This is a genomic window from Streptomyces sp. NPDC079167 (assembly GCF_040686735.1).
Taxonomy (GTDB): domain Bacteria; phylum Actinomycetota; class Actinomycetes; order Streptomycetales; family Streptomycetaceae; genus Streptomyces.
Map to the genome: position 1 here is coordinate 198648 of NZ_JBFBLO010000009.1, position 21098 is coordinate 219745.

The 21098-nt window shown below is 74.4% G+C and carries 7 protein-coding genes; 2 read left to right on the forward strand and 5 right to left on the reverse strand.

Annotation, left to right across the window (positions count from 1 at the left end):
• The first annotated feature begins 93 nt into the window (after window positions 1-93).
• The gene (locus AB0P41_RS20705; protein ID WP_365933370.1) at window positions 94-1710 is read left to right on the forward strand and encodes an NAD(P)/FAD-dependent oxidoreductase; all 1617 of its coding nucleotides are present in this window, start codon (window positions 94-96) and stop codon (window positions 1708-1710) included.
• Here AB0P41_RS20705 and AB0P41_RS20710 read toward each other — a convergent pair.
• Genes AB0P41_RS20710 through AB0P41_RS20725 form a run of 4 tightly spaced genes read right to left on the reverse strand, consistent with a single transcriptional unit; the run spans window position 1669 to window position 17240 of the window.
• Window positions 1669-8319: a beta-ketoacyl synthase N-terminal-like domain-containing protein gene (locus AB0P41_RS20710; protein ID WP_365933372.1), complete on the reverse strand. Its 6651-nt coding sequence runs from the start codon at window positions 8317-8319 to the stop codon at window positions 1669-1671. The genes AB0P41_RS20705 and AB0P41_RS20710 overlap by 42 nt on opposite strands.
• A gap of 42 nt (window positions 8320-8361) precedes the next feature.
• Window positions 8362-14421, reverse strand: a complete 6060-nt coding sequence (locus AB0P41_RS20715; RefSeq protein WP_365933373.1) for an SDR family NAD(P)-dependent oxidoreductase — start codon at window positions 14419-14421, stop codon at window positions 8362-8364.
• A 56-nt stretch (window positions 14422-14477) separates the two neighbouring features.
• Entirely contained in the window at window positions 14478-16061 is a 1584-nt protein-coding gene (locus AB0P41_RS20720) for a PfaD family polyunsaturated fatty acid/polyketide biosynthesis protein (protein ID WP_365933375.1), read from the reverse strand.
• Window positions 16062-16094: 33 nt separating this feature from the next.
• The gene (locus tag AB0P41_RS20725) at window positions 16095-17240 is read right to left on the reverse strand and encodes an NAD-dependent epimerase/dehydratase family protein (RefSeq protein WP_356714088.1); all 1146 of its coding nucleotides are present in this window, start codon (window positions 17238-17240) and stop codon (window positions 16095-16097) included.
• Window positions 17241-18012: 772 nt separating this feature from the next.
• Here AB0P41_RS20725 and AB0P41_RS20730 point away from each other — a divergent pair.
• Window positions 18013-19362 carry a hypothetical protein gene (locus AB0P41_RS20730; protein WP_365933376.1) on the forward strand — a complete coding sequence of 450 codons (1350 nt, stop codon included), beginning with the start codon at window positions 18013-18015 and terminating at the stop codon, window positions 19360-19362.
• Window positions 19363-19384: 22 nt separating this feature from the next.
• Here AB0P41_RS20730 and AB0P41_RS20735 read toward each other — a convergent pair whose 3' ends face one another.
• The gene (locus AB0P41_RS20735) at window positions 19385-20767 is read right to left on the reverse strand and encodes an NAD(P)-binding domain-containing protein (protein ID WP_365933378.1); all 1383 of its coding nucleotides are present in this window, start codon (window positions 20765-20767) and stop codon (window positions 19385-19387) included.
• Window positions 20768-21098 lie beyond the last annotated feature (331 nt).

Genomic DNA, 21098 nt, shown 5'->3' on the forward strand with positions numbered 1-21098 from the left:
CCGTATACCCGGCCGGGTGCCCGACAGGCGGCGGAACCCCCGGATGCTTGCGAGAGTGGGGAGCCCGGAGGGCCGAGAACACGTGGAGGAACGATGCCGGACGCGGTGGTCATCGGGGCGGGGCCGAACGGCCTCGTCGCCGCGAATCTCCTCGCCGCCGCAGGGTGGAGCGTGGAGGTGCTGGAGGCGCAGCAGGAGCCGGGCGGCGCGGTCCGCAGCGACCGTGGCGTCCACCCCGACTACGTGAGCGACCTCTGCAGCGCCTTCTACCCGCTGGCCGCGGCCTCCCCGGTCCTCGGCGGCCTGGAGCTCCAGAAGGAAGGGCTCCGGTGGAGCCGTGCCCCGCGTGTACTGGCACATCCGCTGCCGGACGGCCGGTGCGCGGTCCTCGAACACGGGGCGAAGGACACGGCGGCCGGTTTCGACACCTTCGCGGCGGGCGACGGGGCCGCCTGGCTCGACCTGCACGGCACATGGAACCGTGTGGGTCCCGACATCCTGAGGGCCCTGTTCACCCCCTTCCCGCCGGTACGCACCGCGCTCCGTCTCGCTGCCAGGCTCCGGGCGTCCGGCGGGCTCCGGCTGGCACGGACGATGGTGCTGCCCGTGCGTCGCCTCGGGGAGGAGGAGTTCCGCGGCGAGGCGGCCAGGCTCATCCTCGCGGGCAACGCGCTGCACGCGGACCTCGGCCCCGAAGCAGCGGGAAGCGGCGGCTACGGATGGCTCATGTCCATGCTCGGGCAGACCTACGGCTTCCCGGTGCCGGTAGGGGGAGCCGGGGCGCTCACCGCGGCCCTGGTGCGCCGGCTGGAACGGCACGGCGGCACCGTCCGCTGCGGAGAGCGCGTGACCGGGATCGTCGTGCGCGGCGGACGCGCCGTCGGCGTACGCACCGCGGGGGGCGAAGCCGTAGCGGCCTCCCGTGCCGTCCTCGCCGACGTGTCGGCGCCCGCGCTGTACGGCGAACTGCTCGACGCACGGCACCTTCCCGCCGGGATGCTGAGTGACCTGCGCCGCTTCCAGTGGGACTTCGCGACGTTCAAGGTCGACTGGGCGCTGGACGGTCCCGTGCCCTGGACCGCCGGTGACGCGTCCACGGCGGGCACCGTCCACCTGGCCGAGGGGGTCGACGGTCTCACCCGCTTCGCCGCCCAGATCGCGACAGGCCAGGTGCCCGACCGTCCCTTCCTCCTCTTCGGGCAGATGACCACCGCCGACGCCACGCGCTCACCCGCCGGCACGGAGTCGGCCTGGGCGTACACCCACGTCCCGCACCGGATCAAGGGGGACGCGGGCGAGGACGGCCTGACGGGGCGATGGGACCGGCGCGAGCAGGAAGCCATGGCCGACCGCATGGAGAACGAGGTCGAACGCTGGGCACCCGGGTTCCGCTCCCGCATCACCTCCCGGCGCCTTCTCGCGCCGCCCACCCTCGAGGCCATGGACGCCAACCTGCACGGCGGCGCGATCAACGGAGGGACCGCATCCGCACACCAGCAGCTGGTGTTCCGCCCGACGGCCGGTACGGGACGGCCCGAAACACCGGTGAAGGGCCTCTTCCTCGCCTCGGCCTCGGCCCATCCGGGCGGCGGTGTGCACGGAGCCCCCGGCGCCAACGCCGCGCGTGCCGCACTGCGCGGCGGGAGCGTGTTCGGGCTGCACGCGCCGTCAATGCCGTGGGCCGTCCGCACGGGGCGGAAGACCGGGTGAGGTGTGTGGTGGGCGGCCCGTCCCGGACACCACACGCATACCCAGCCCACGCACCCGGTAGATGCACGTGCCGTCGCCCCAGAGCGACGCGTCCGCCACCGCGTAGGGGCCCCGCTCGTCCGTGCCGCTCTCCACGACGTCCATGTCCACGCGGATCAGCCGGTTGGCCGGCGTGATCTGGCCGCGGTACGTCCAGGCCGTCTCGCGGCAGGGCAGCACCGGCTCGAACCTGGCGTGCGGGACGCCGTCGGCCGCGCCGCTTTCGATGAGGTGGTACTGGAGCAGCTGGCACATCGCCTCCAGGCCCAGGGAACCGGGCTGCACCGGGTCCTGGAAGAAGTGGGCGCGGAAGAACCAGGCGTCCGGACGGACGTCCTTCTCCGACCGCAGCCGGCCGAGCCCCGCGCTTCCCCCGTCCGGCCAGTAGCCCGTGATCCGGTCCAGCATCAGCAGCATGGGCCCCGGAAGAGACGGCTGCCCGGCGCAGTACCGGGCGGGCCGGGCGGTCAGATCGACCGTACGGCCGCAGGGCTCGTCGAGGCGCGCCCGGTCGTCCGCCGACGCCGCGAGACCCTGTTGGTCCTCGAAGGCCGACGGAGGGAAGTAGCCGAAGACCGTGGAGAGTTCGAGCACGGGTACGCCGTCGGCCGTGCACGAGACCCGGAACGACTCGATGATCATGTCCCCGCTGCGTGAGACCCGCGTCAGCTCGGCACGGGTACGGACCGTACGCGTCGCCGGGGTCACCTCGCCGGTGACCGTCCCCGACCCGTCGAGGTTGCGGAAGAGCAGGTCCATGCCGGTGGTCAACGCGCTTCCCACGTACGAGGCGAGCCACCCGCACGGCTGCAGCGCGATCTCCATGAGCACGGCGAACGGCGCGGTGTCACCGCCGCTCTGCTCGAAGTACCAGGCCTCCGCCGGTACGTCGTACTCCGCGACGACGGTGCTGCCCTCCCGCATCCCGGCCTGGGGGCCGTCCACCGAGGAGATCCGGCTCATGAAGTGGTAAGGCGGCCCGGGGAGCCGGGCCACCCTGCGGGTGGAGTCGAAGGGCTCGTACATGGAGCCGAACGCCTCGCTCGGCCTGCCCCAGGCACACGCCAGCAGCGAGGCGTAGTCGAAGGGGAACCCGTCGGCCGCCACGGCCACCGGCTGCTCCTCGCGGTGCCCGGCCAGTCCGCCGAGCCGCGGCAGCGGCACCGGGGCACCGGCGGCCTGGACGAGGGGCGGGCCCGAGTGCCGCCACCGGTCCAGCGGCCAGTCGGGCACCAGCCGCAGCGCCATGCCGCGGCCCAGGAACGCCTTCGTCCCGTCCACCGAACCCAGCACGTCGGCGTGGAGCGTCGGTTCCGGCCCGGCCGCGACACCGCGTACGAACACCTCGTAGACGACCCGCCGGTTTTCCGGGGTCGCCTGGCCCCGGCACATCGCCCGGTACGGGATCCCGCTGACCGGTTCGAAGCGCCAGCCGTCCCGGTCGACGGTGAAGCCCATGGCCGTCAGGTAGAACGCCATCGCCTGGAGGCCGCCCTGGAGCATCAGAGTGCCCGGCATGCAGGGGTCGTTCTCGAAGTGCCCGGCGAAGAACCAGTCGTCCGGCGACAATGCGGTCTCGGCACGCAGATAGCCCCGGCCCCACGGGCCGCCGGCCGGGTCGAACGCGGTCACCTCGTCCAGCAGCCGCAGCCTGCCCTCGTCGAGCCTCGGCGAGCGGACATGAGCCGCCGTCGCCTCCCAGCCGGGCCCGAAGCAGTCCGCCGGCCGCCCCTCCCCGAGGGCCCGCAGCCGGTCCGTGCCGAAACGGGTCCGTCCGCAGCGCACGGCAGGCGGGTCGAGCGGCAGGCCGTCGCCGGGCGCGTGTTCGGCGGGGTCCCACCGGACGCCGCCGCTGCCAGCGAGCTCCGCGGGGGTGAAGAATCCGGCCTGTCCCTCACGGACACTCAGCCGGAGCTCGCCGTCCACGTAGCAGTCGTAGTGGAAGAAGGCCAGCCTGACGCCCCCCTCCTCCGCGTGGCCGTCGACATGGATCTCGAAGCACAGCGTGTCACCGGCTCGCGGTGGCTCGCCGTGGAAGGTCACCTCGCAGCCCAGCAGCCGGTAGGCGCGCTCGCCACGGTTGAGGAGGTCGACACCCAGCCAGCTGAGCAGGAGCAGATCCGCCTGGCCCGCCTCGATCAGCAGACCGGCCGGCATACGGCCCGTGGAGTCCAGGTACCAGCTGTCGGGCAGGACGTCGGTCTCCGTCCAGATTCGTCCGTCCGTGCGGACCGGATCCGGCAGGACGAGCGCCGCGGGCACCGCGTCGATGCCGGTGACCCGGTCCGCGAACAGCATGGGCGGCCCGGGCATCCGGGTCTGCACCGCGTATCCGTCCTGCTCGGCGAAGCGCGGACCGAACAGGGCGGAGATCTCGCCGGAGGCGAGGTACTCCAGTTGGGCGCGGTCGAACGCCGGGCCCGGCCTCGGCGCACCCGCCGGCGGAGGCTGGACGTCCGGAGGGGACGCGGCGGGGCGTTGCCGTCGTACGGGAACGGGGCCCGGGTCCGGCGGGGCGGCGGACGTGAGCGCGGTGACGGCGAGCGCCGACACCCGCAGGAACCGCTGATGTGCCTCGGTGTGCCCGGCCATGACCTCCTGGTGCAGCGCGGCGACCCGCAGACTCTGCCGGGCGACCGCGGCCCGGACACCCGTCACCCCCGGTCCACCCGAGCTGTCGGCAGCCGGCCGGAACCGCTGTACCCCATCGGCCGGGGCGGTGAGGCCGCCGGACTCCCGCGCCGGCGGGACGACCGGTGCCGCGGAACGTCCAGGTCTCCGGTCCGGCGGGGCGGCGGCAGCGGGAGGACGGCCCGGGCCCCCGTCCGGTACCGGGGCCAGTTCGGGGGCCGGGGGCAGGATCGTCACAACAGACTCCAGGGGCGGCAGGCACGGAGACGCGAGCACGGGAACGGTGACGGCGGGACCGGGTTCCGGGACATCCGTGGAGGCCCCGGCGAGCCGGGCGAGCACCTCGTCGGCCCGTACCGGCACTCCGGCGACGACGAGTTCGGCCACCGCCAGGCACAGCTGGCGCAGCCCGGTGTCCTCCGGGGAGTCCAGTGCGACGGCCACATGCTCACGGTCGCCGAGCACCCGTTTGATCCAGCCGGTGCACAGCCTCCTCGGCCCGTGCTCCACGAAGACCCGGACACCGTCGGCCCACGCCTGCTCGACCGTGGCCGCGAAGTCGATCGTGCCCAGCCCCTGAGCGGTGAGCGCTTCGGCGGCCCGCTCGGCCGTCGCCCGGTACGACTGCCCGGTGGCCCCGCTGTAGAACCGCACCCCGGGCACATCGACCGTGGGACGGCGGTGGGCTTCGCGCCATACCTCCCGGACCTCGGCCAACTCCGGCGCGTGGGCCGCCATGTCGTAGTCCAGCTCGATCGCACGGTCGGCGCCGAGCCTGGCCACGACGGCGGCACACGCCCGGGACTCGCCACCGATGACGCAGACCCCCGGCGCGTTCACCGCCATCAGATGGACCGCGGCCTCCGTGGCGAGCTCCGCACGGACCACGTCCAGGGAGGCGCTGACCAGATAGCTCGACCACCGGGAGCCCTGGATGCCCCGCCGTTTCCAGTGGCGCCGGACCGCCCGGAGCTCACCGGTGAGTTCGGTCGTGAACAGACCGCTGTCCCGGGTGGCTTCGTACAGTTCCGAGGCGTCCGGCCAGGCTCCGAGCGCGACCAGGGCGGCCGACTCGCCCGAGGAGTACCCGAGCGCGGCGTCCGGCCGCAGGCCGAGCACCTCCCGGGAGAACACGGTGTGCAGGACGGACAGTTCGGCGGCGGCCCAGATCTGGCCGAGCACCCCGCGCTCCGGCTCCGGCCCGGACCGCAGCCGTGTGCCGATCGCCCGGTGGGCGTCCCGGACGGCCTCGCCGAGCGACGGCAGGGCGAGCGCCAGCTCATGGCCCATCCCCGGGTACGCGGCCGAGCCGTTGGTGTACACGAACGCGGTCCGCCCGCCGACCGGCCCGTCCCGGTACAGCACATCGGCGGGACGGGGCCCGCCCTCCGTCAGCCAGCGGCGGGCAGCCGCCTTGCGCTCCGACAGCACGGTGCTGCCGCCGACCACGAGCGCCAGCCGGGCCGGGCCCGCGCCGGATTCCGCGCCCGAGTCCAGCGCGGCCAGCACCTCCCCGCGGTCGGCCCCGGAGAAGACGTGCAGACGCGGAGCCGGCCCCCGCAGCCACGGCCGGGGGTCACCCGCGCGCAGGCGCACACTCGCGGAGGGCCCCTCCATCGGCGTCACCACGGCCCGCGCGGTGTGGGCGACGGCCCCGGTGTCCGCGGGCCCGGCCGGACGCGGCACGGCGCGGTGCTGGAGCGCGAGCGCCGCGACCGCGACGGAGAGCAGCCCGGACGCGGCATGAGCACGCCCGAAGGCCGACGCGGGGTCGAACGCCGCGCCGGGGCCGTCGCCGATGACCATGTCGGGCTCGTCGGTCGCCCCCTCGTCCAGCAGGGCGACGACGGTGTCACCGTCCCTGCGCGCGACGTCCAGGGGCTTGAGGACCAGGACGACCGCCGCGCCCCCCGGATCGACCTCACCCCCGAGCTCCCGCAGGGCCGCCCGGTGAACCGCCTCGCACGACAGGTCGGCGGCACCGACGAGGGCCGCGTCCGCCTCCCCCGACCGGACGGCCCGAGCCGCGACCTCCAGCGCCACCAGCCCGGAGGCCTCCTCCGCGGACACCGCGAACGACGGCCCGGCCAGGTCAAGTTGGGTGCTGATCCGGCTCGCCACGAGATTCGGCATACTGCCCACCACCCCCTCCGCGGTCATGGGCGGCACGAACGCGTCCCGGGCCGGCCCGGCCGGCGGCACCTTCACACCCTGGCCGGCGGCCCGTTCCAGCCAGTACGGAACCCGCCAGCGGGCGCCCGCCCGGGCCACCTCGGGGTCCACCCCCATGCCGACGACCACCATGGTCCGCTCGCGGGGCAGGGCCACCCCCCGCGCGGCCTCCCGGGCGGCCTCCAGCACCAGGAGCTGGTGGCGTACGGTCCGCTCCAGCCCCGAGGGCGGGAAGCACAGGCCCGTGAGCTCCACCGCGATCTCCGTGGCGGGGCCGCGCCGTTCACCGCCCAGCACCGCCCGGCGGAAGTCCTCGACGCAGGTCCCGTCGCCGACACGGGCACCGAGAGCGACGATCGCGACCGCCCGGCCGCCGGAAGGTTCGTCGGGCCGCCGTACGGCAGTCGTCGCGCGGCGCGGCGACCGTGGCACGGAGACCGGGGGAGCGTCCTCCGCGTGGTCCACGACCAGATGCGCGTTGGTCCCGCCGAACCCGAAGGCGCTCACCGCCGCCCTCCGCGGCCCCGTCCACTCCTCCGGAGCGGTGAGCACCCGCAACGGTGTGCCCGCCAGCGCGTCCAGCGGCCGGTCCGCGCCGAGGGTCGCCGGACGGACCCCCGCCCGCATCGCCCCGAGCACCTTGAGCAGCCCGGCCACGCCCGCCGAGGCCAGGAGGTGCCCGACGTTCGACTTCGCCGAACCGATGGGCACGTCGTCACGCGCTCCGAAGACCCGGGCCATGCCCCGCACCTCCACCGCGTCACCGACCGGCGTCCCCGTCGCATGGCACTCGACGAGCGACACCGAATCGGGAGCGACGCCCGCCATGGCGTAGGCCAGGCGCATGGCCCGTACCTGGCCCTCCTCCGACGGGCTGATCAGCCCGGAACCGCGCCCGTCGTTGGACAGCCCCACCCCGCGGATCACACCGAACACGGGCAGGCCGGCGGCGCGGGCCTCGGACAGCCGCATCAGGGCGACGAACCCGGCGCCCTCGCCGTGCACCAGCCCGTCCGCGTCCCGGTGGAAGGGGCGGCTGCGCCCCGTGCGGCTCGTCGCGGACAGGCCGCAGAACCCCACGTGCAGATAGAGGGGGTCGGGCCGGCTGACCCCGCCGGCCACCATCAGGTCGGCCGTGCCGTCGTGCAGCCGGTCGCACGCCAGCTTGACCGCGTACAACGAGGAGGCGCAGGCCGCGTCGAGGGCCCACGCCCCCGCGCCGAGCCCGAGCGCACGCGCCGCGAGCAGGGCGGGCAGCCCCGAGGAGAAGCGGTTGCGGGCGTCGGGGCGTGCCCGGTGCTCCCCCGTCAGCAGGGCGTCACGGAGCGGGGGGCGCTGCGCGGACAGCCAGACGTGTTCGGAGAAGGCCGCCCCGGTCTGTGTGGGGTACGACAGGTTCCCCATCACCAGACCTCCGCGTGGCAGCGGTCCCACACGGCCCGCCTCCGTCAGCGCCTGCCGCACCCCGTACAGGACCCAGCGGAAGAGGGGGTCCAGCGAGGAGATCCGCTCCGCCGGGATCCGGAAGCCCCCCGGATCGAAGACGGACTCGAACCCCTCGACATAGCCGCCCACGTCGGTCCAGGTGCGGTCGAGGTGGTCGTCCACCGAGCCCATGGCCCAGCGGCGCGGCAACCGCCAACGATCCGCCGGGGCAGCCGACACCGTGGCACGGCCGGCGGCGATGTTCTCCCAGAACGTGTCCGGGTCGAGCGCGCCGGGCAGCACACAGCCCCGGCCGACGACGGCGATCGGTTCAAAATCCATGCGGGTACTCACTTCACGGCGGGGCGGAGTCCGGGGACGGGATCAGGAGGGGCGGCGGACGAGCTCGACACCGATGAGTTCCAGCCGTACGGACCCGTCGGCGTCGATCAGTGCCGCGTCGCAGCGCGCTCCCGTCTCGTGCGCCTTGCGCCCCCGTACCACGCACCGCACGGTGCCGTCCGACGGGCCACGCCTGTGCACCCTGCACTCGGCGACGGCCATGGGCAGCGTCGCCGCCCCGAGCACGGACTCCCCCCAGAGCAGGGCGAGTTGGAGTGCGCCGTCCACGGCTGCCGGATCGAGCGGCCAGTGGGCGCCCGGCCAGTCCAGGGTGCGCACGCCCGCGACGGTCGCCTCGGCGCCGTCCTCGCAGAGGCCGTGCACCGCGCGCAGGGCGTGGAACCGCGGACCGTGGAAGAGGACCTTCCCGTCGTACACATCGGCCCGGCCGAGCGGTTCCAGCCCGGCCGGGGTGTCCCACGCCGCCGGGTCCGGCTCCCCGCTCCCGGCGTCCAGCACGGCCCGGAAGTGCGTCAGACCGTCCTCGCCCCGCAGTTCCGCCTCCAGAGCCGACGGCGAACCGGGTGCGCCCCGGCTGCCCGACAGGGTGAGCCGGTGGCCCGCGCCCGCCAGCTCCGGCAGGGCGCACTTCCGGTACACGCGCAGATCGCGCAGGGCGAGCGGTCCGGAGGCCGGCAGCCAGGCCGTGGCCGCGCTCGCGAACCAGTTGAGGACCAGTGCGACGGGCAGCACCGGGGTGTCGGCGGGAGCGTGGTCGGCCAGCTGCGGCAGGGTGTCCGAGCGGACCAGCAGCTGGGCCCGGGGCGGGCCGCCGGCCGGGGAGAGGGCCGCCGGGTCGTCACCGGCCGCGAGGATGACGCGAGCCTCACCGGCGGTGCCGCCCAGCTCCGCCGTGAAGGCGGCCGCACCTTGTTCCAGGGGGATGAGCGGGACCCCGGACCGGCCGAAACGCGCGGCCAGGGCGGGCGTGACCATGCCGCCCTGCCAGGGGCCCCAGGCGATGCACCGCACCAGGCAGCCGGGGCGGCGGGCCTGTTCGGCCGACGCGACCTGGTGGAGGACTTCATTGGCCATGGCGTAGTCGCTCTGCCCCGTGTTGCCGAACACGGCGGCCACCGAGGAGAACAGACAGATCGTGTCCAGCGGGTCGTCCGCCGTCGCGGCCAGCAGCGCCCGCAGGCCGTCCACCTTGGTGGACATCACCAGCTCCGCCTGCTCGTCGCTCTTGTCGGCGATCAGCTTGTCGGCCAGGACCCCCGAGCCGTGCACGATGCCGGTGACCGGCCCCCACGTGTCGCGTACGTCGCGGAGGGCGGTGGCCAGGGCGTCGGCGTCCCGGGCGTCGACCTGGACGTACCGGACGGGAGACCCGGCCGACTCCAGCGCCGCCAGTGTCGCGCGTACCTCGCGGGCGGCCAGGATCTCCCTGGCCCGTGCCGCGATCCGGGCGGGCGAGGAGTCCGCCGTGTCGCGGCCGGTGCGCTCCGCGAGCAGCCGGGTGAGCGAGGGCTCGTCGTACGCCGAAGCCAGTCCGGCGGGTTCGGGGGCCGGGTCGGTCCTGCCCACCAGGACGATCCGCGGACCGTGGGTCCTGGCCAGGTCCAGCAGGGCGGCGGCGGTCACGCCACGCGCTCCGCCGGTGGCCACGATCACGGACGTCGAGGTGATCCGCCGCGTGTCACCCGGCGTCGCCGGCTCGGGCACCGTCCGCAGGAGGGTGCGGGTGCCGTCCGCGCGGAGGCCGACCTCCATGTCGGTTCCGCCTTCGAGCAGTTCCCGCACGATCGCCTCGGCGGTCTCCTCGTCGTCCCGGCCGCCCCGCTCGCAGTCGACGATCTTGACCGAGGCGTCCGGCCACTCCTTCGCCGCCGTCCTGGCCAGTCCGGCGGCACCGCCCAGCCACGCGCGGCCGGGCGCGCGGCCACCGAGCCCGAAGTCGCCCCCCGTGTCCTGCACGGCCACGAACAACGCGCCCCCTGCGGCCGCTCGTGCCGCCACCGTACGCGCCGCGCGGAACGCCGACCGGTGGACCTCCCGGGCCTCCTGCGGCCCGTCGCCCGCGGTCAGCCCGCCGAGATGGACGACACCGCGTGTGCCTTCGGGCACCTCCGCCGTCGCGGTCGCGTCCACGCCTCGCTCCGTCAGCTTCCGGGCGACGAGACGGGTCAGCCCGCGCCCGTCCGTGGACTCGCCGGTCACCACGACCGGCCCGTCCAGCAGCCCCGCCGTCGCCAGGCCGGAGGCCGGTGACTCCACCGCACGCGGTACCAGCCTCGTCAGCACCGCAGGCTCACCGGCCTCGGCGGACGCGGCAACCCGGCGGGGCTCCGGCACGGTGGGGGAGGTCACGTCCGCGGGGGTGCCGGCCGCGTCCTGGGAGCCCTGCGCCGGGCCCTCAGGGGGCCGGGCACCCGCAGTGAGCGCCTCGACGATCTCGCGCAGCGTGCGAAGCTTGCCGAGGTGGCCGACATCTCCCGCCCCCAGGTCACCCACCTGCCGGCGTACGGCCGAAAGGATCTCGACGCGCTTGATGGAATCGACCCCGAGGTCCGCCTCCAGCTCCATGTCCATGTCGAGCATGTCGCTGGGGTAGCCGGTGAGCCGGGCCACCACCGAGATGAGCAGCTCCTCCAGCTCTGACGGCGACAGGGGCCCGGGCTCGTCGGCGGGAGCGGGAGCCTTCGAGGGCGAGGGCGAGGACAGCGGCGCCGTCCCCGCCCCGGCGTAGGCGGGAGCAGGGGCAGGGGCAGGGGCAGGGGGAGCGGTGGCCGGGGCGGGAACGGCCGCTGTGACACCGGCCGTGAGCGGGGCCGGTGCCACGGCCGCCGGTGCGGGCACCGGTGTCGAAGGCCGGGGCAGCGGCAGCGGCGCGGGAGGCGCCGCCGTGTCGACCACCTCACCCGTGTGGGGCGCTCCGAGCATCGCGGCCAGAGTCGTCTCGGTCATCCGCAGAAACGCAACATGGCTGTCCGTCAGCATGCGTTGGCAGGCCGCGTGAGCCTCGGCGGTGTGCCGCTGGACATTCTCGACCGCCGCGTACCAGCCGGCGTCGACGGCCTCGGCGCCGTAGGGCTGGACGGCCTCGTGTGCGGGCCCCGACGCCGGTGACGGTACGACGTCATGGGTGCTCGCCGGAGCGTGGGCGGGCTCCGGCGCGGGGAGGGGGACCGCCGGGGTGCCCTGCACAGGGGCGGTCGGCGGTCGTGTTCCCGGTCCGCGTTCCGGTCCGCGTTCCTGTGCGGGCGACGGCTCGGCGGCTGCGGCTGCGGCGCCGGGTGCGTGGAGCTGACCGTAGTTGGCTCCGCTGATCTTCACGGTCATTCGGGGCTCGCGTTCCTTCGCTGAGGCTCCGGGCGAGCCGTACGGCGCCCAGAGGCTGTCGAGATGGAGTGGGACGCCGCGCACGGCGAGTTCTCCGAGCGCGGCGTGCAGGGTGCCGGCCCCGGACCGGCCGGGCCGGTCCAGGGGAACGGCCGCGTGTTCGCGGTCGCCGAGGATCTGTCCGACCAGCCCGGTCAGCGCGGCCCCCGCGCCGACCTCGACGAAGGTCCGGACCCCCGCCGCGTACATCGCCTCGATCTGGTCCTGGAAGAGCACCGGTGAGGCGAGATGACCGGCGATCCGGCGGCGCACCTCGTCGGGGTCTGCCGGGTACGGTTCCGCGTCGGCGTTGCCGTAGACCTCGACTCCGGGCTCCGTGAGCGCCACCGTGCGCAGGTACGCGGCGAACGGCTCGGCGGCCGGGGCGACCAGCGGGCTGTGGAAGGCGGTCGAGGCGGCCAGCCTGCGGGTGCTCGCCCCCTCGGCGGCGAACGCCTCCTCGGCGCGCAGGACAGCCTCCTGGGAGCCCGAAAGCACCACCTGACGCGGGGAGTTGTGGTTGGCCGTCCAGATCTCCCCGAACCCGCCACCGGCCAGCACCTCCGCCACGTGCGCCCGGCCGGCCGCCACGGCCAGCATCGCGCCCGGCGTGACCGCCGCGTCCCGCATCAGCTCACCGCGGCGACGGGCCAGACCCACCAGCGCCTCCGCTCCCAGCACACCCGCGCAGTGCAGCGCCACCAGCTCGCCGAAGCTGTGGCCCGCCACGCAGTCCGGTCGCAGGCCCAGCTCCCGCACCACCTCCAGCAGTGCGAGAGCGTGCACGGCGAGGGCCGGCTGCGCCCACTCGGTGGCGTCCAGGAGGGTTTGCCGGTCCGCGCGCTCCTCGTCGGTGAAGGCGGGCGGCGGGAACACCACCCGGTGCAGCGGGCGGCCGTCGAAGCGGGTGGAGCCGAGCCGGTCCCACACGGCCTGCGCGGCCGGCGCCAGCATGGCGAGGCCGGCTCCCATCCCGACGTACTGGGACCCCTGTCCCGGGAACAGGAAGCCGATACGTCCCGGAGCGGGCTCCCCGCTCGCGTACCGCACGCCGGAGGGTGTGGAGAAGGCCGTGCCGGGCCGCTGCCGGGCCGACTCGACCGCCTGCGCGTACTTCTCCCGCAGGTCCTCGGCGTCGGTGGCGACGACGGCCAGCCGCACCCGGTCGGCGGGTGAGAAGGAGGTGTGGCTCTCCCGCGCCAGGGCGGCCAACGGGCGGCCGTCGTCCGTCCGCGGCGGCACGAGGTCCGCCACGGAGGCGCCGCTGAAGAGGACGAGTTCGCTCGGCACCGAGCGATGGCGCAGGGCCACGCGGCCCCGCGCCGAGGGTACGTACTCTTCCAGAGTGACGTGGAAGTTGCTGCCGCCGAAGCCGAAGCTCGACACCGAAGCCCGGCGCGGATGCCCGGCGGGCCGTACCCAGGGGCGTGTCTCCGTGTTGACGTAGAACGGGCCGTCGGGGGTGGCGGCCGCCGGATTAGGCCGGTCGACCTTGACGGTCGGCGGCAGCACCTTGTGGTGCAGGGCCATGACCGCCTTGAGCAGCCCCGCCGCACCTGCCGCGCACTTGGTGTGGCCGATCTGCGACTTGACCGAACCGATGGCGCACCACTGGCCGTCCGGGCGCCCGGACGCGCCGAACACCTCGCCCAGGGCCGCCAGTTCGGCGGTGTCCCCGGCCTTCGTGCCGGTACCGTGTGCCTCGACCAGCTCCACGGTCTTTGGTCCGTAACCCGCCTCCTCGTAGGCGCGTCGCAGGGCCCGCGCCTGGCCGTCGGGCAACGGGGCGTAGATCGCCGTGCTCCTGCCGTCGGACGAGGTGCCGATGCCCCGGATCACGGCGTGGATCCGGTCGCCGTCACGCTCCGCGTCGGACAACCGTTTCAGCGCGTACATGACGACCGCTTCGCCGAGCATGGTGCCGTCGGCCGATGCCGAGAACGGCCGGCAGTCACCGCTGGGGGACAGCGCGGGGGTCTTGGAGAAACACAGGAACATGCCGATGTCGTTGCCGGTGTCCACGCCTCCGCTGATCACCAGGTCGGCCCGGCCGAGCGCCAGTTCACCGACGGCCGTGGAGAGGGCGGCCAGGGAGCTGGCACAGGCGGCGTCGGTGGTGTGGTTGACGCCGTGCAGATCGAACCGGTTGGCGATGCGGCCCGCGACGACGTTTCCGAGCAGGCCGGGGAAGGTCGACTCCCGCCACGGCTCGAAACGGGCCGAGATGCGGTCGCACACGGCCTGCGCCTCGGCCTCCCCGAGTCCGCTCTCCCGCAGCCCCGCGAGCCACAGCGGGCGCTGGGTGCGCCCGTACATGTGCGGCAGGAGTTCCAGGGCGGCCGCGCCGAGGACGACGCCCGTCCGCTCCCGGTCCACCCCGTCCGGACCGCCGGCGTCCGCCAGCACCTGGTCGGCGACCATCAGGGCGAGCAGCTGGGAGGTGTCCGTCGCCGCCAGGTTGGCGGGCGGCACCCCGTAAGCCATCGGGTCGAAGTCCACCTCCGGCAGGAAGGCGCCCCGGCGGGCATACGTCTTGTCGGGGGCGGCCGGGTCCGGGTCGTAGTGGTCCTCCACCCGCCAGCGTGACGGGGGCACCTCGGTCATCAGGTCCCGGCCGCCGGTCACGATCCGCCAGTAGCCGGCCGCGTCCGTCGCGCCGGGCACCACAGCGCCCACGCCGACCACGGCGACGGGAATCCGGTGGGACGGGGAATCGTGCACGGTCTCTCCTCGGAGTGGGACTGTCGGGGTGGGCGCCTCCGGGGCGCCGGGCCCGTTCACGCCAGCTCGCACGGCGTGTAGGTGAACGCGTCGGGCGGCAACGGAACCCCGTAGGTGCGCAGTTGGTGGGCGCGGGTGAGCACCGCGGCCCCTTCGAGCAGGTTGAGCGCGATCTGCACCACCGACCTGTTCGCCGGTTCGGCCAGCACGGTGCCCTCGGCCCACCGGTTGAACGCGCCCGTCGCCGGCCCGCACCAGATCTGGTAGTCGGCCCGCCGTGACCTGTCCCCGGTGATCGCCCACCGGCTCGAACTGCCCAGGTACCAACGGAAGACCAGCGCCATGCGGTGTTTCGGATCGGCCTCCGCACGGGTGATCTCCGCCGGGTCGCGCTGCTCCCAGAACGTGCGGGTGCGCTGCCAGATCTCGTCGAACGAGGCCCGCAGCACGTCACGTTCGATCGGTACGCGCAGCCCGGCCGGGATCTCGTCCAGCGAACCGTGCGCCCGGTACGCCGCATGGAGCCGCCCGGCCCGCTGGGCGAACATCGTCCCCCGGGAGAGGACCTGCAGCTTCACACCGAGCTCGAACATGTCGGCTGCCGGCGCCATCGCCACATCAGCGATGTCCGCGTCGCAGAGCATCGCCTTGGCCTCGTCGGACAGGCCTGCCTCCACGGCGGTCTGGTTCACCGACCCGACGACCACGTAGGACGCGCCGAGCGCGAAGGCGGCGGCCACCGCGTCCGGTGTGCCGAGGCCGCCGGCAGCCCCGATGCGGACCAGCCGGCGGTAGCCGAACCGGCGGCACAGGACGTCGCGCAGGAGGGCGATCCTCGGCAGCAGGGCCGACAGCGGCCGGTTGTCGGTGTGTCCGCCGCTGTCAGCCTCCACGGTGATGTCCTCGGCCACCGGCACCCGGGCCGCCAGCTCCGACTCCTCCTGGGTCAGTGCGCCCTGAGCAACGAGCGAGCTCAGCAGCGCGGCCGGGGCGGGAGAGAGGAACCTCTCGGCCACCTCGGGCCGGGACACCTTCGCGAGCACCCTCGTACGCCGGACGACGCCGCCGTCCGCGCCCCGGCGCAGCCCTCTGGCAGCGCACAGCACGACAGCCGGGGTCAGCTCCATGAACGCCGACGCGGAGATCCGGGGGACGCCGCGGTGCAGCAGCAGCTCGGCGACCCGCCGCTCCAGGCCGGGTTCGGCCGGTGAGTGGATGAGGTTCACGCCCCAGTTCGGGCGGGATCCCAGCTCCTGGACCAGCGTGTGCACGGCCCGCTCCACATCGGGATACGCCAGGCCCCCCGCGCCGAAGAATCCGAGCATGTCCGCCCGGGCCATCGCCGAGACCATCCCCGTGGTCGCGATGCCGTTCGCCATCTCCCCCGCGACGTAGGGGAACCGGACGCCGTGCGCCTCGCAGAAGGTGCGGCCGCCGAGCCACTCCGGATACAGCGGCGGCAGCGTACCGAGCACCGGGCCGTCCGGTACGGGACCGGTCGCGAGCCCCAGCTCACGGCCGTCCGGCCCGCTGACCACGTGGACGGGTTCCCGGATCCGACGGGCACAGGCCGCGATCCCCTCGGCGGAGAAGACCGGCGGGGCCGCGGCGGGGGAGCCGGGAGCTGCGAGGACGGACACGGAGAGGCTCCAACGGGAGAGGACGTCTGCCGGTCAGGCGTGACGGGAGGGCGAGAAGGCGGCGGTGGGCGCGTCCGGCGAGCCGGTGCGTGCCCGGCCGGGTGGGGCCAGACCGGACCAGAGGTAGTCGAGGCCCACCGGGGCGGACACGGCCGAGGGACCCAGCGCCGACCTGACCCGGGTGTCGTCGAACCGCCGCCGGTGGGCGAGGTAGGCCGTCATGCCCGGATAGAAGTCCAGCAGCGCCTCCAGCGCCGACGGGGCGTCCGGCTTGGTGCCTACCAGTTCGATCGTGAGCGGGACCAGCTGTTCCAGCAGGGCCACGACCGTGGGCACGGGCACGTCGCGGTCATGGACGACGTGGTACGTGCCGACCCCCTGCGAGGGCGGCCGGTCAGCCAGCCGCACCATGACCTCAGCCGCGTGCTCCACCTGCAACAGATTCAGGTGGCCGCGCGGGTGCCCCACCGTGCGGACGCGGGGCCGGCCGGGGTCCTCGTGGCCGGCGGCACCTCGCGCGTCACGCAGGATCCGCTCGATGACCAGCAGCGGGTGTGCGGGCAGTTCGGGGTGCGGCGGCACGTCGGAGACCAGGATGCTGGGCCGCAGGACGAGGGCCGGCCGGCCGTGCTCCCTGGACCACGCGTGGACGAGCAGCTCCGCCTCGTACTTGGAGCGTTCGTAGGCGTTCTCGAAACCACCGGCATCGTCCAGCTCGTCCTCGTACGCCACCCCCTCACGCCGAGCCCCGGCCACGAAGGCGGTGCTCACGTGGTGGACCAGGGGCCGTCGGCCGCCCGCGGCGGCCAGCTCCAGCAGGTGCCGGGTCCCTTCGACATTGGTCCGGCGCAGCTCGGGGAGGTCCCCCTCCAGATTGATGCTGCCCGCACTGTGCCAGAGCTGGCCGATGCTGTCGGCCAGCTCCTGGAACGCCCGTGCGGACAGTCCCAGCCGGGGCTGTGCCAGGTCGGTCTCCACCACCCGCAGCCGGTCGGGGAGCCCGGCGACGAACGCCTCGGTGGCACCCGTGAGTTCGAAGAACCGGGAGATGCGGTGCAGAGCGTTTCCCGACCCCGCGTGGGCCAGGACCGTGAGCGACCGGTTCGTGTCGAGCAGGCGACGCAACAGGCGCAGTCCGAGAAATCCGGTGGCGCCGGTGAGGGCGACATGCACGGCCATGGCTCCAAGGCTTCGAAGGGGGCGGCCCGCGACACGGGTGCGGGGACGGGGCGCCGCTGCTGCGGCGACCGGGAACGGCGGGGCGGGAGGCCACCGGTCCGCGGCGCGAAGTGTCACCCGGTGGTGGGGGTGCGAGCGGCTCTGCCCCTTCCGGCGTGCCGGTGCGGCGAGTGCTCGGCCGCTCCCCGGCGCCCCAGCTTCGCCGGGGGCTTCTCGGGCCCCGAGGGCCCGATGACCTCCGGCGCACGGCACACGATGTCAGACGGTGCGCGGAGCGGGTGCCCCCGATTCGATCTGCTCACCCGAACGAAGTACTCCGCGCCGTGACAGGTGCGACCTGCACCGACCGGAGGGAATCCGCCGCAGGCCAGGGCGCCGGGAGGTGCGGGGGGTGACGCCACGGGCCGGAGACGCGCGGAGCCTTGTCCCCCGTTCGAGGGAACTCGCGGCCGCTGTTCCGGAGCGGCCTTACCGAGCACGCCGGTGTCGCGGGCGGCGGGCTCCGTGCGGTGGCAGGCCAGTCACCGCACGGCGAACGGGTGCTTCGTGGGCCGGGAGGCGGATGCGGCCGCTTACCGCGGCGGACGGGAACGGGGTTGCCCGGCACGGGAGCGGCATCCCGGCCTGGGACGGCTGCGCCACGGTCGGTGGTCATCCTGATGGGCGGACGGCGGGCCCGGCCGGGTGCTCGGCCAGCCGGTCGCCCGCCGCGCGCCGCCCGTCCCTCTTCCCGTCGGCCGCTCGCCGCCGGCACGAACAGGAGCCCTGCCCCATGCCCGTTCCCGATCAGTCCACCGGGTCCGTCCCGTCAGCCCGGGCGGACCTGCCCGGTCGGTCCGTCCCTTCCCCTCGCCACCCCACCCACTCCGTCGACCGCGCGTTCCTCAACCTGGAACGCCGCCGGCCGGACGTGCGTTGGGACGCCGGCGGCGTCGCGTACCTCAGTGGTCCGGCCCCGGCCCTGGCGGACCTGCGCGCCTATGTGGGCTTCCGCCTGGGCCAACTGCCTCTTCTCACCAGCCGGGTCGAGGGCGGCCGGCGGCTCCGGTGGCAGCCGGACGCGGACTTCGCCGTCGACCGGCACGTGCAGGAGGTCGTCGCCGACGGACCCGACGGGTGGGACGCAGCCCTGCAGACTGCGCTCAACGCCCCCTTCGCGCCCGGTGCGTACTGGGGGGTCTGGCTGGTCCACGGCCACACACCCGACGCGTACGCCGTGTGCTACCGCTTCCGTCACGCCTGCCAGGACGGTTCGGCCGCCGCCATGACCTTCCGGACGATGCTGGGCGCGGGGGAGCCCTCCGCCCGGCCGGTGCCGGGCGGGAGCCGTGTTGCCGGGGTGCCGCGGCGCGTGGGCGCGGCCGTCGGGCTGGCCACGAAATTCCTGGCCGGCACCCTGGTCGGCCGCCGCCACCGTTCCGGCACCGCGTTCGTCCCCTCGGGGGAGCAGCGGCTGTGGCGGGGCCGCGTACCGGTGGACACCCTCCGCCGGATCGGCACGCCGCGCGGCGGCTCGGCCCATGACGTCCATCTCGCCGCGCTCGCCGGGGCGTTCTCGGCCTGGTCGGACCGCTCCGGCGTACCTCTTCCACGGGTGACGGCCGTGCTGCCCGTCGACGCGCGCCGCACCGAGGAGGACCAGACGTGGGGGAACCGCTGCTTCGCCCTGCCGCTCGAACTGCCCGTGCGGACCGGCTCACGGCGCCCGGACGGCTCCGAGGACGGCGAGGCGTCCCTGCGGCGACTGGACCACGTCATGACCACGACCCGGAAGTTGCGGGGCGAGGCGTGGCGGCAGGCCATTCAGGACCTGGTCCGCTTCATGCCGGGACGCCCCACCGACTGGTACATGCGCCGGGTGCTCTCCCCGCGCGTCACCAACGTCATGGCCACGTCCATGCCGCTCGCGGACAAGGGAAGCCTCGGGGAGACCCAGGTGACGGGCACCGCCCTGCTGCCCCTGCTCGTGCCCGGGCACCTCTTCGGAGTGGGGCTGTCCTTCTTCGGCGACTGGGCCGAGGTGTCCTTCGTCGCCGACCGTGCCCTCCCGATGGGGGAACTGCTGCCGGAGCTGTGGGAGCAGGCCGTGGGACAACTGGAGGAGAGCTCGGCGTCCGTGTGAGCCGGGCGCCCCGCCCACGGGCTCAGACGGCGTCGGCCGCCGGGGCGGGGCCGGCCACGCCCGGCAGCGGCAGGAGAGCACCGCGTGCCCGTCGCCTGCCCGCCCGGAGTTCCCGGCGGAGGGCCCTGCGGTAGGAGCGGACGTCGATCTCGATGCCGTGACGGTAGGTGGACACGTACGTCTTCTCATGACGGCGGCGTTCACGGACGATCGCCCGCTCCATGTCCGCCGGCGACGGCAGGACGACCGTGCCCTCCATCAGGTCGGTGATCCATTCCGCCTGCGGTTCGAGCAACGGGAAGGCCGCACCGGCCGGTTGGGCGAGCCCCATGAAGTAGAGCCCGGGGAGCCGCGGCGGGGCCGTGCGCAGATAGAGCTCCGTGCGGCCGCCCGGGGCGGCGAAGACGGAGGGGTCCAGGAAGGGGAAGGAGAGGGAGTAACCGGTGGCGTACACCACGGCGTCCACGGGTTCGCGGCTGCCGTCCGTGAAGGCCGCCGTGTCCCGGCCCAAGGAGCTGACGCCGGGCTTGGGAGTGACCGCTCCGCGGGCCAGCTGGACGAGGAGTTCGTCCGACGAGGAGGGATGGGCGGCCAACGGGCCCCGGACCGGCTCGGGGAGCCCGTAGTGGGCCGGTGCGCCACGGGTGAGCCGCAGGAGGAGCGTCATCGCCGGCCCCTTGAGCGACAGCGGAAGACGGGACAGCGGGCTCCACACCAGGTGGTCCGCCGGCCGGCCGAGCAGCATCTTGGGGAACACATGCGCCGCGTCGCGCGCCGAGAGGTAGGTCCGCGCGGCCGTACGGGAGATCTCCGCCGCGATCTCGCACGCGGAGTTGCCCATGCCGACCACCAGCACGCGCAGTCCGGCGTACGGCTCGGGGGAGCGGTAGTCGTGCGAGTGGACGGCGGGCCCCTCGAACTCCTCGGCCCCGGGAACGGCCGGGTCGGGGAGGCGGGGGTCCCAGTGGTGACCGTTGGCCACCACCACCTCGGTGTAGCGCCGCGTCTCCACCTCCGCGTCCGTCTCTCCGCGGCGCCGGTGGGCGACCTCCCAGCCGCCGTCGTCGAGGGGCCGCACCGAGGTGACCTCGGTGCCCGGCGTGATGTGGCGGTGCAGGCCGAAGGAGGCGGCGTACTCCTCCAGGTAGGCGAGGACCTTGCTGTGGTGGGGAAAGACCGGATACGTCTCCGGCATGGCCAGCGAGGAGAGCGACATGCTCTCCTTCGAGATGTTCGCGTGCAGCGACGCGTACACCCCCGACATGCCGTTGTCGTTGCCGTACCGCCAGAGCCCGCCGATCTTCGAACCGGCCTCGAAGCAGTCGAACGGAACGTTCCGGGAAGCGAGGACCTTGCTCGCTGCCAGGCCGGACGGCCCCGCACCGATCACGCACGTTCTCCGCATGACTGACCGACCTTCCCTCGTGTGGACGTGACTGCGCCGGCACGCGCGTGTACGGGCCCGCACGAGGGAACCGGACCGGACGCCGGGGCCCGGCCGCAGGTACTCCGGTCCCGGCCACGTTAGTCACCCCAGCTCTCTCGGACCCGGTTCGCGGCGGTGAACCCGCCGCACGCGTGACCTGTCGTGCGCCGCGTTGACGCCCACCTGCTTCCGGCGCCGTTTCCGCTCCGTGGCCCGCTCGTTGACCAGGAGCGGACCGGTTCTGCCGCCGAGTGGCCGGCCGGACGAACTCGCCGACTGGAAGACGCGGACCGGTTCCGCGGCCATCGGG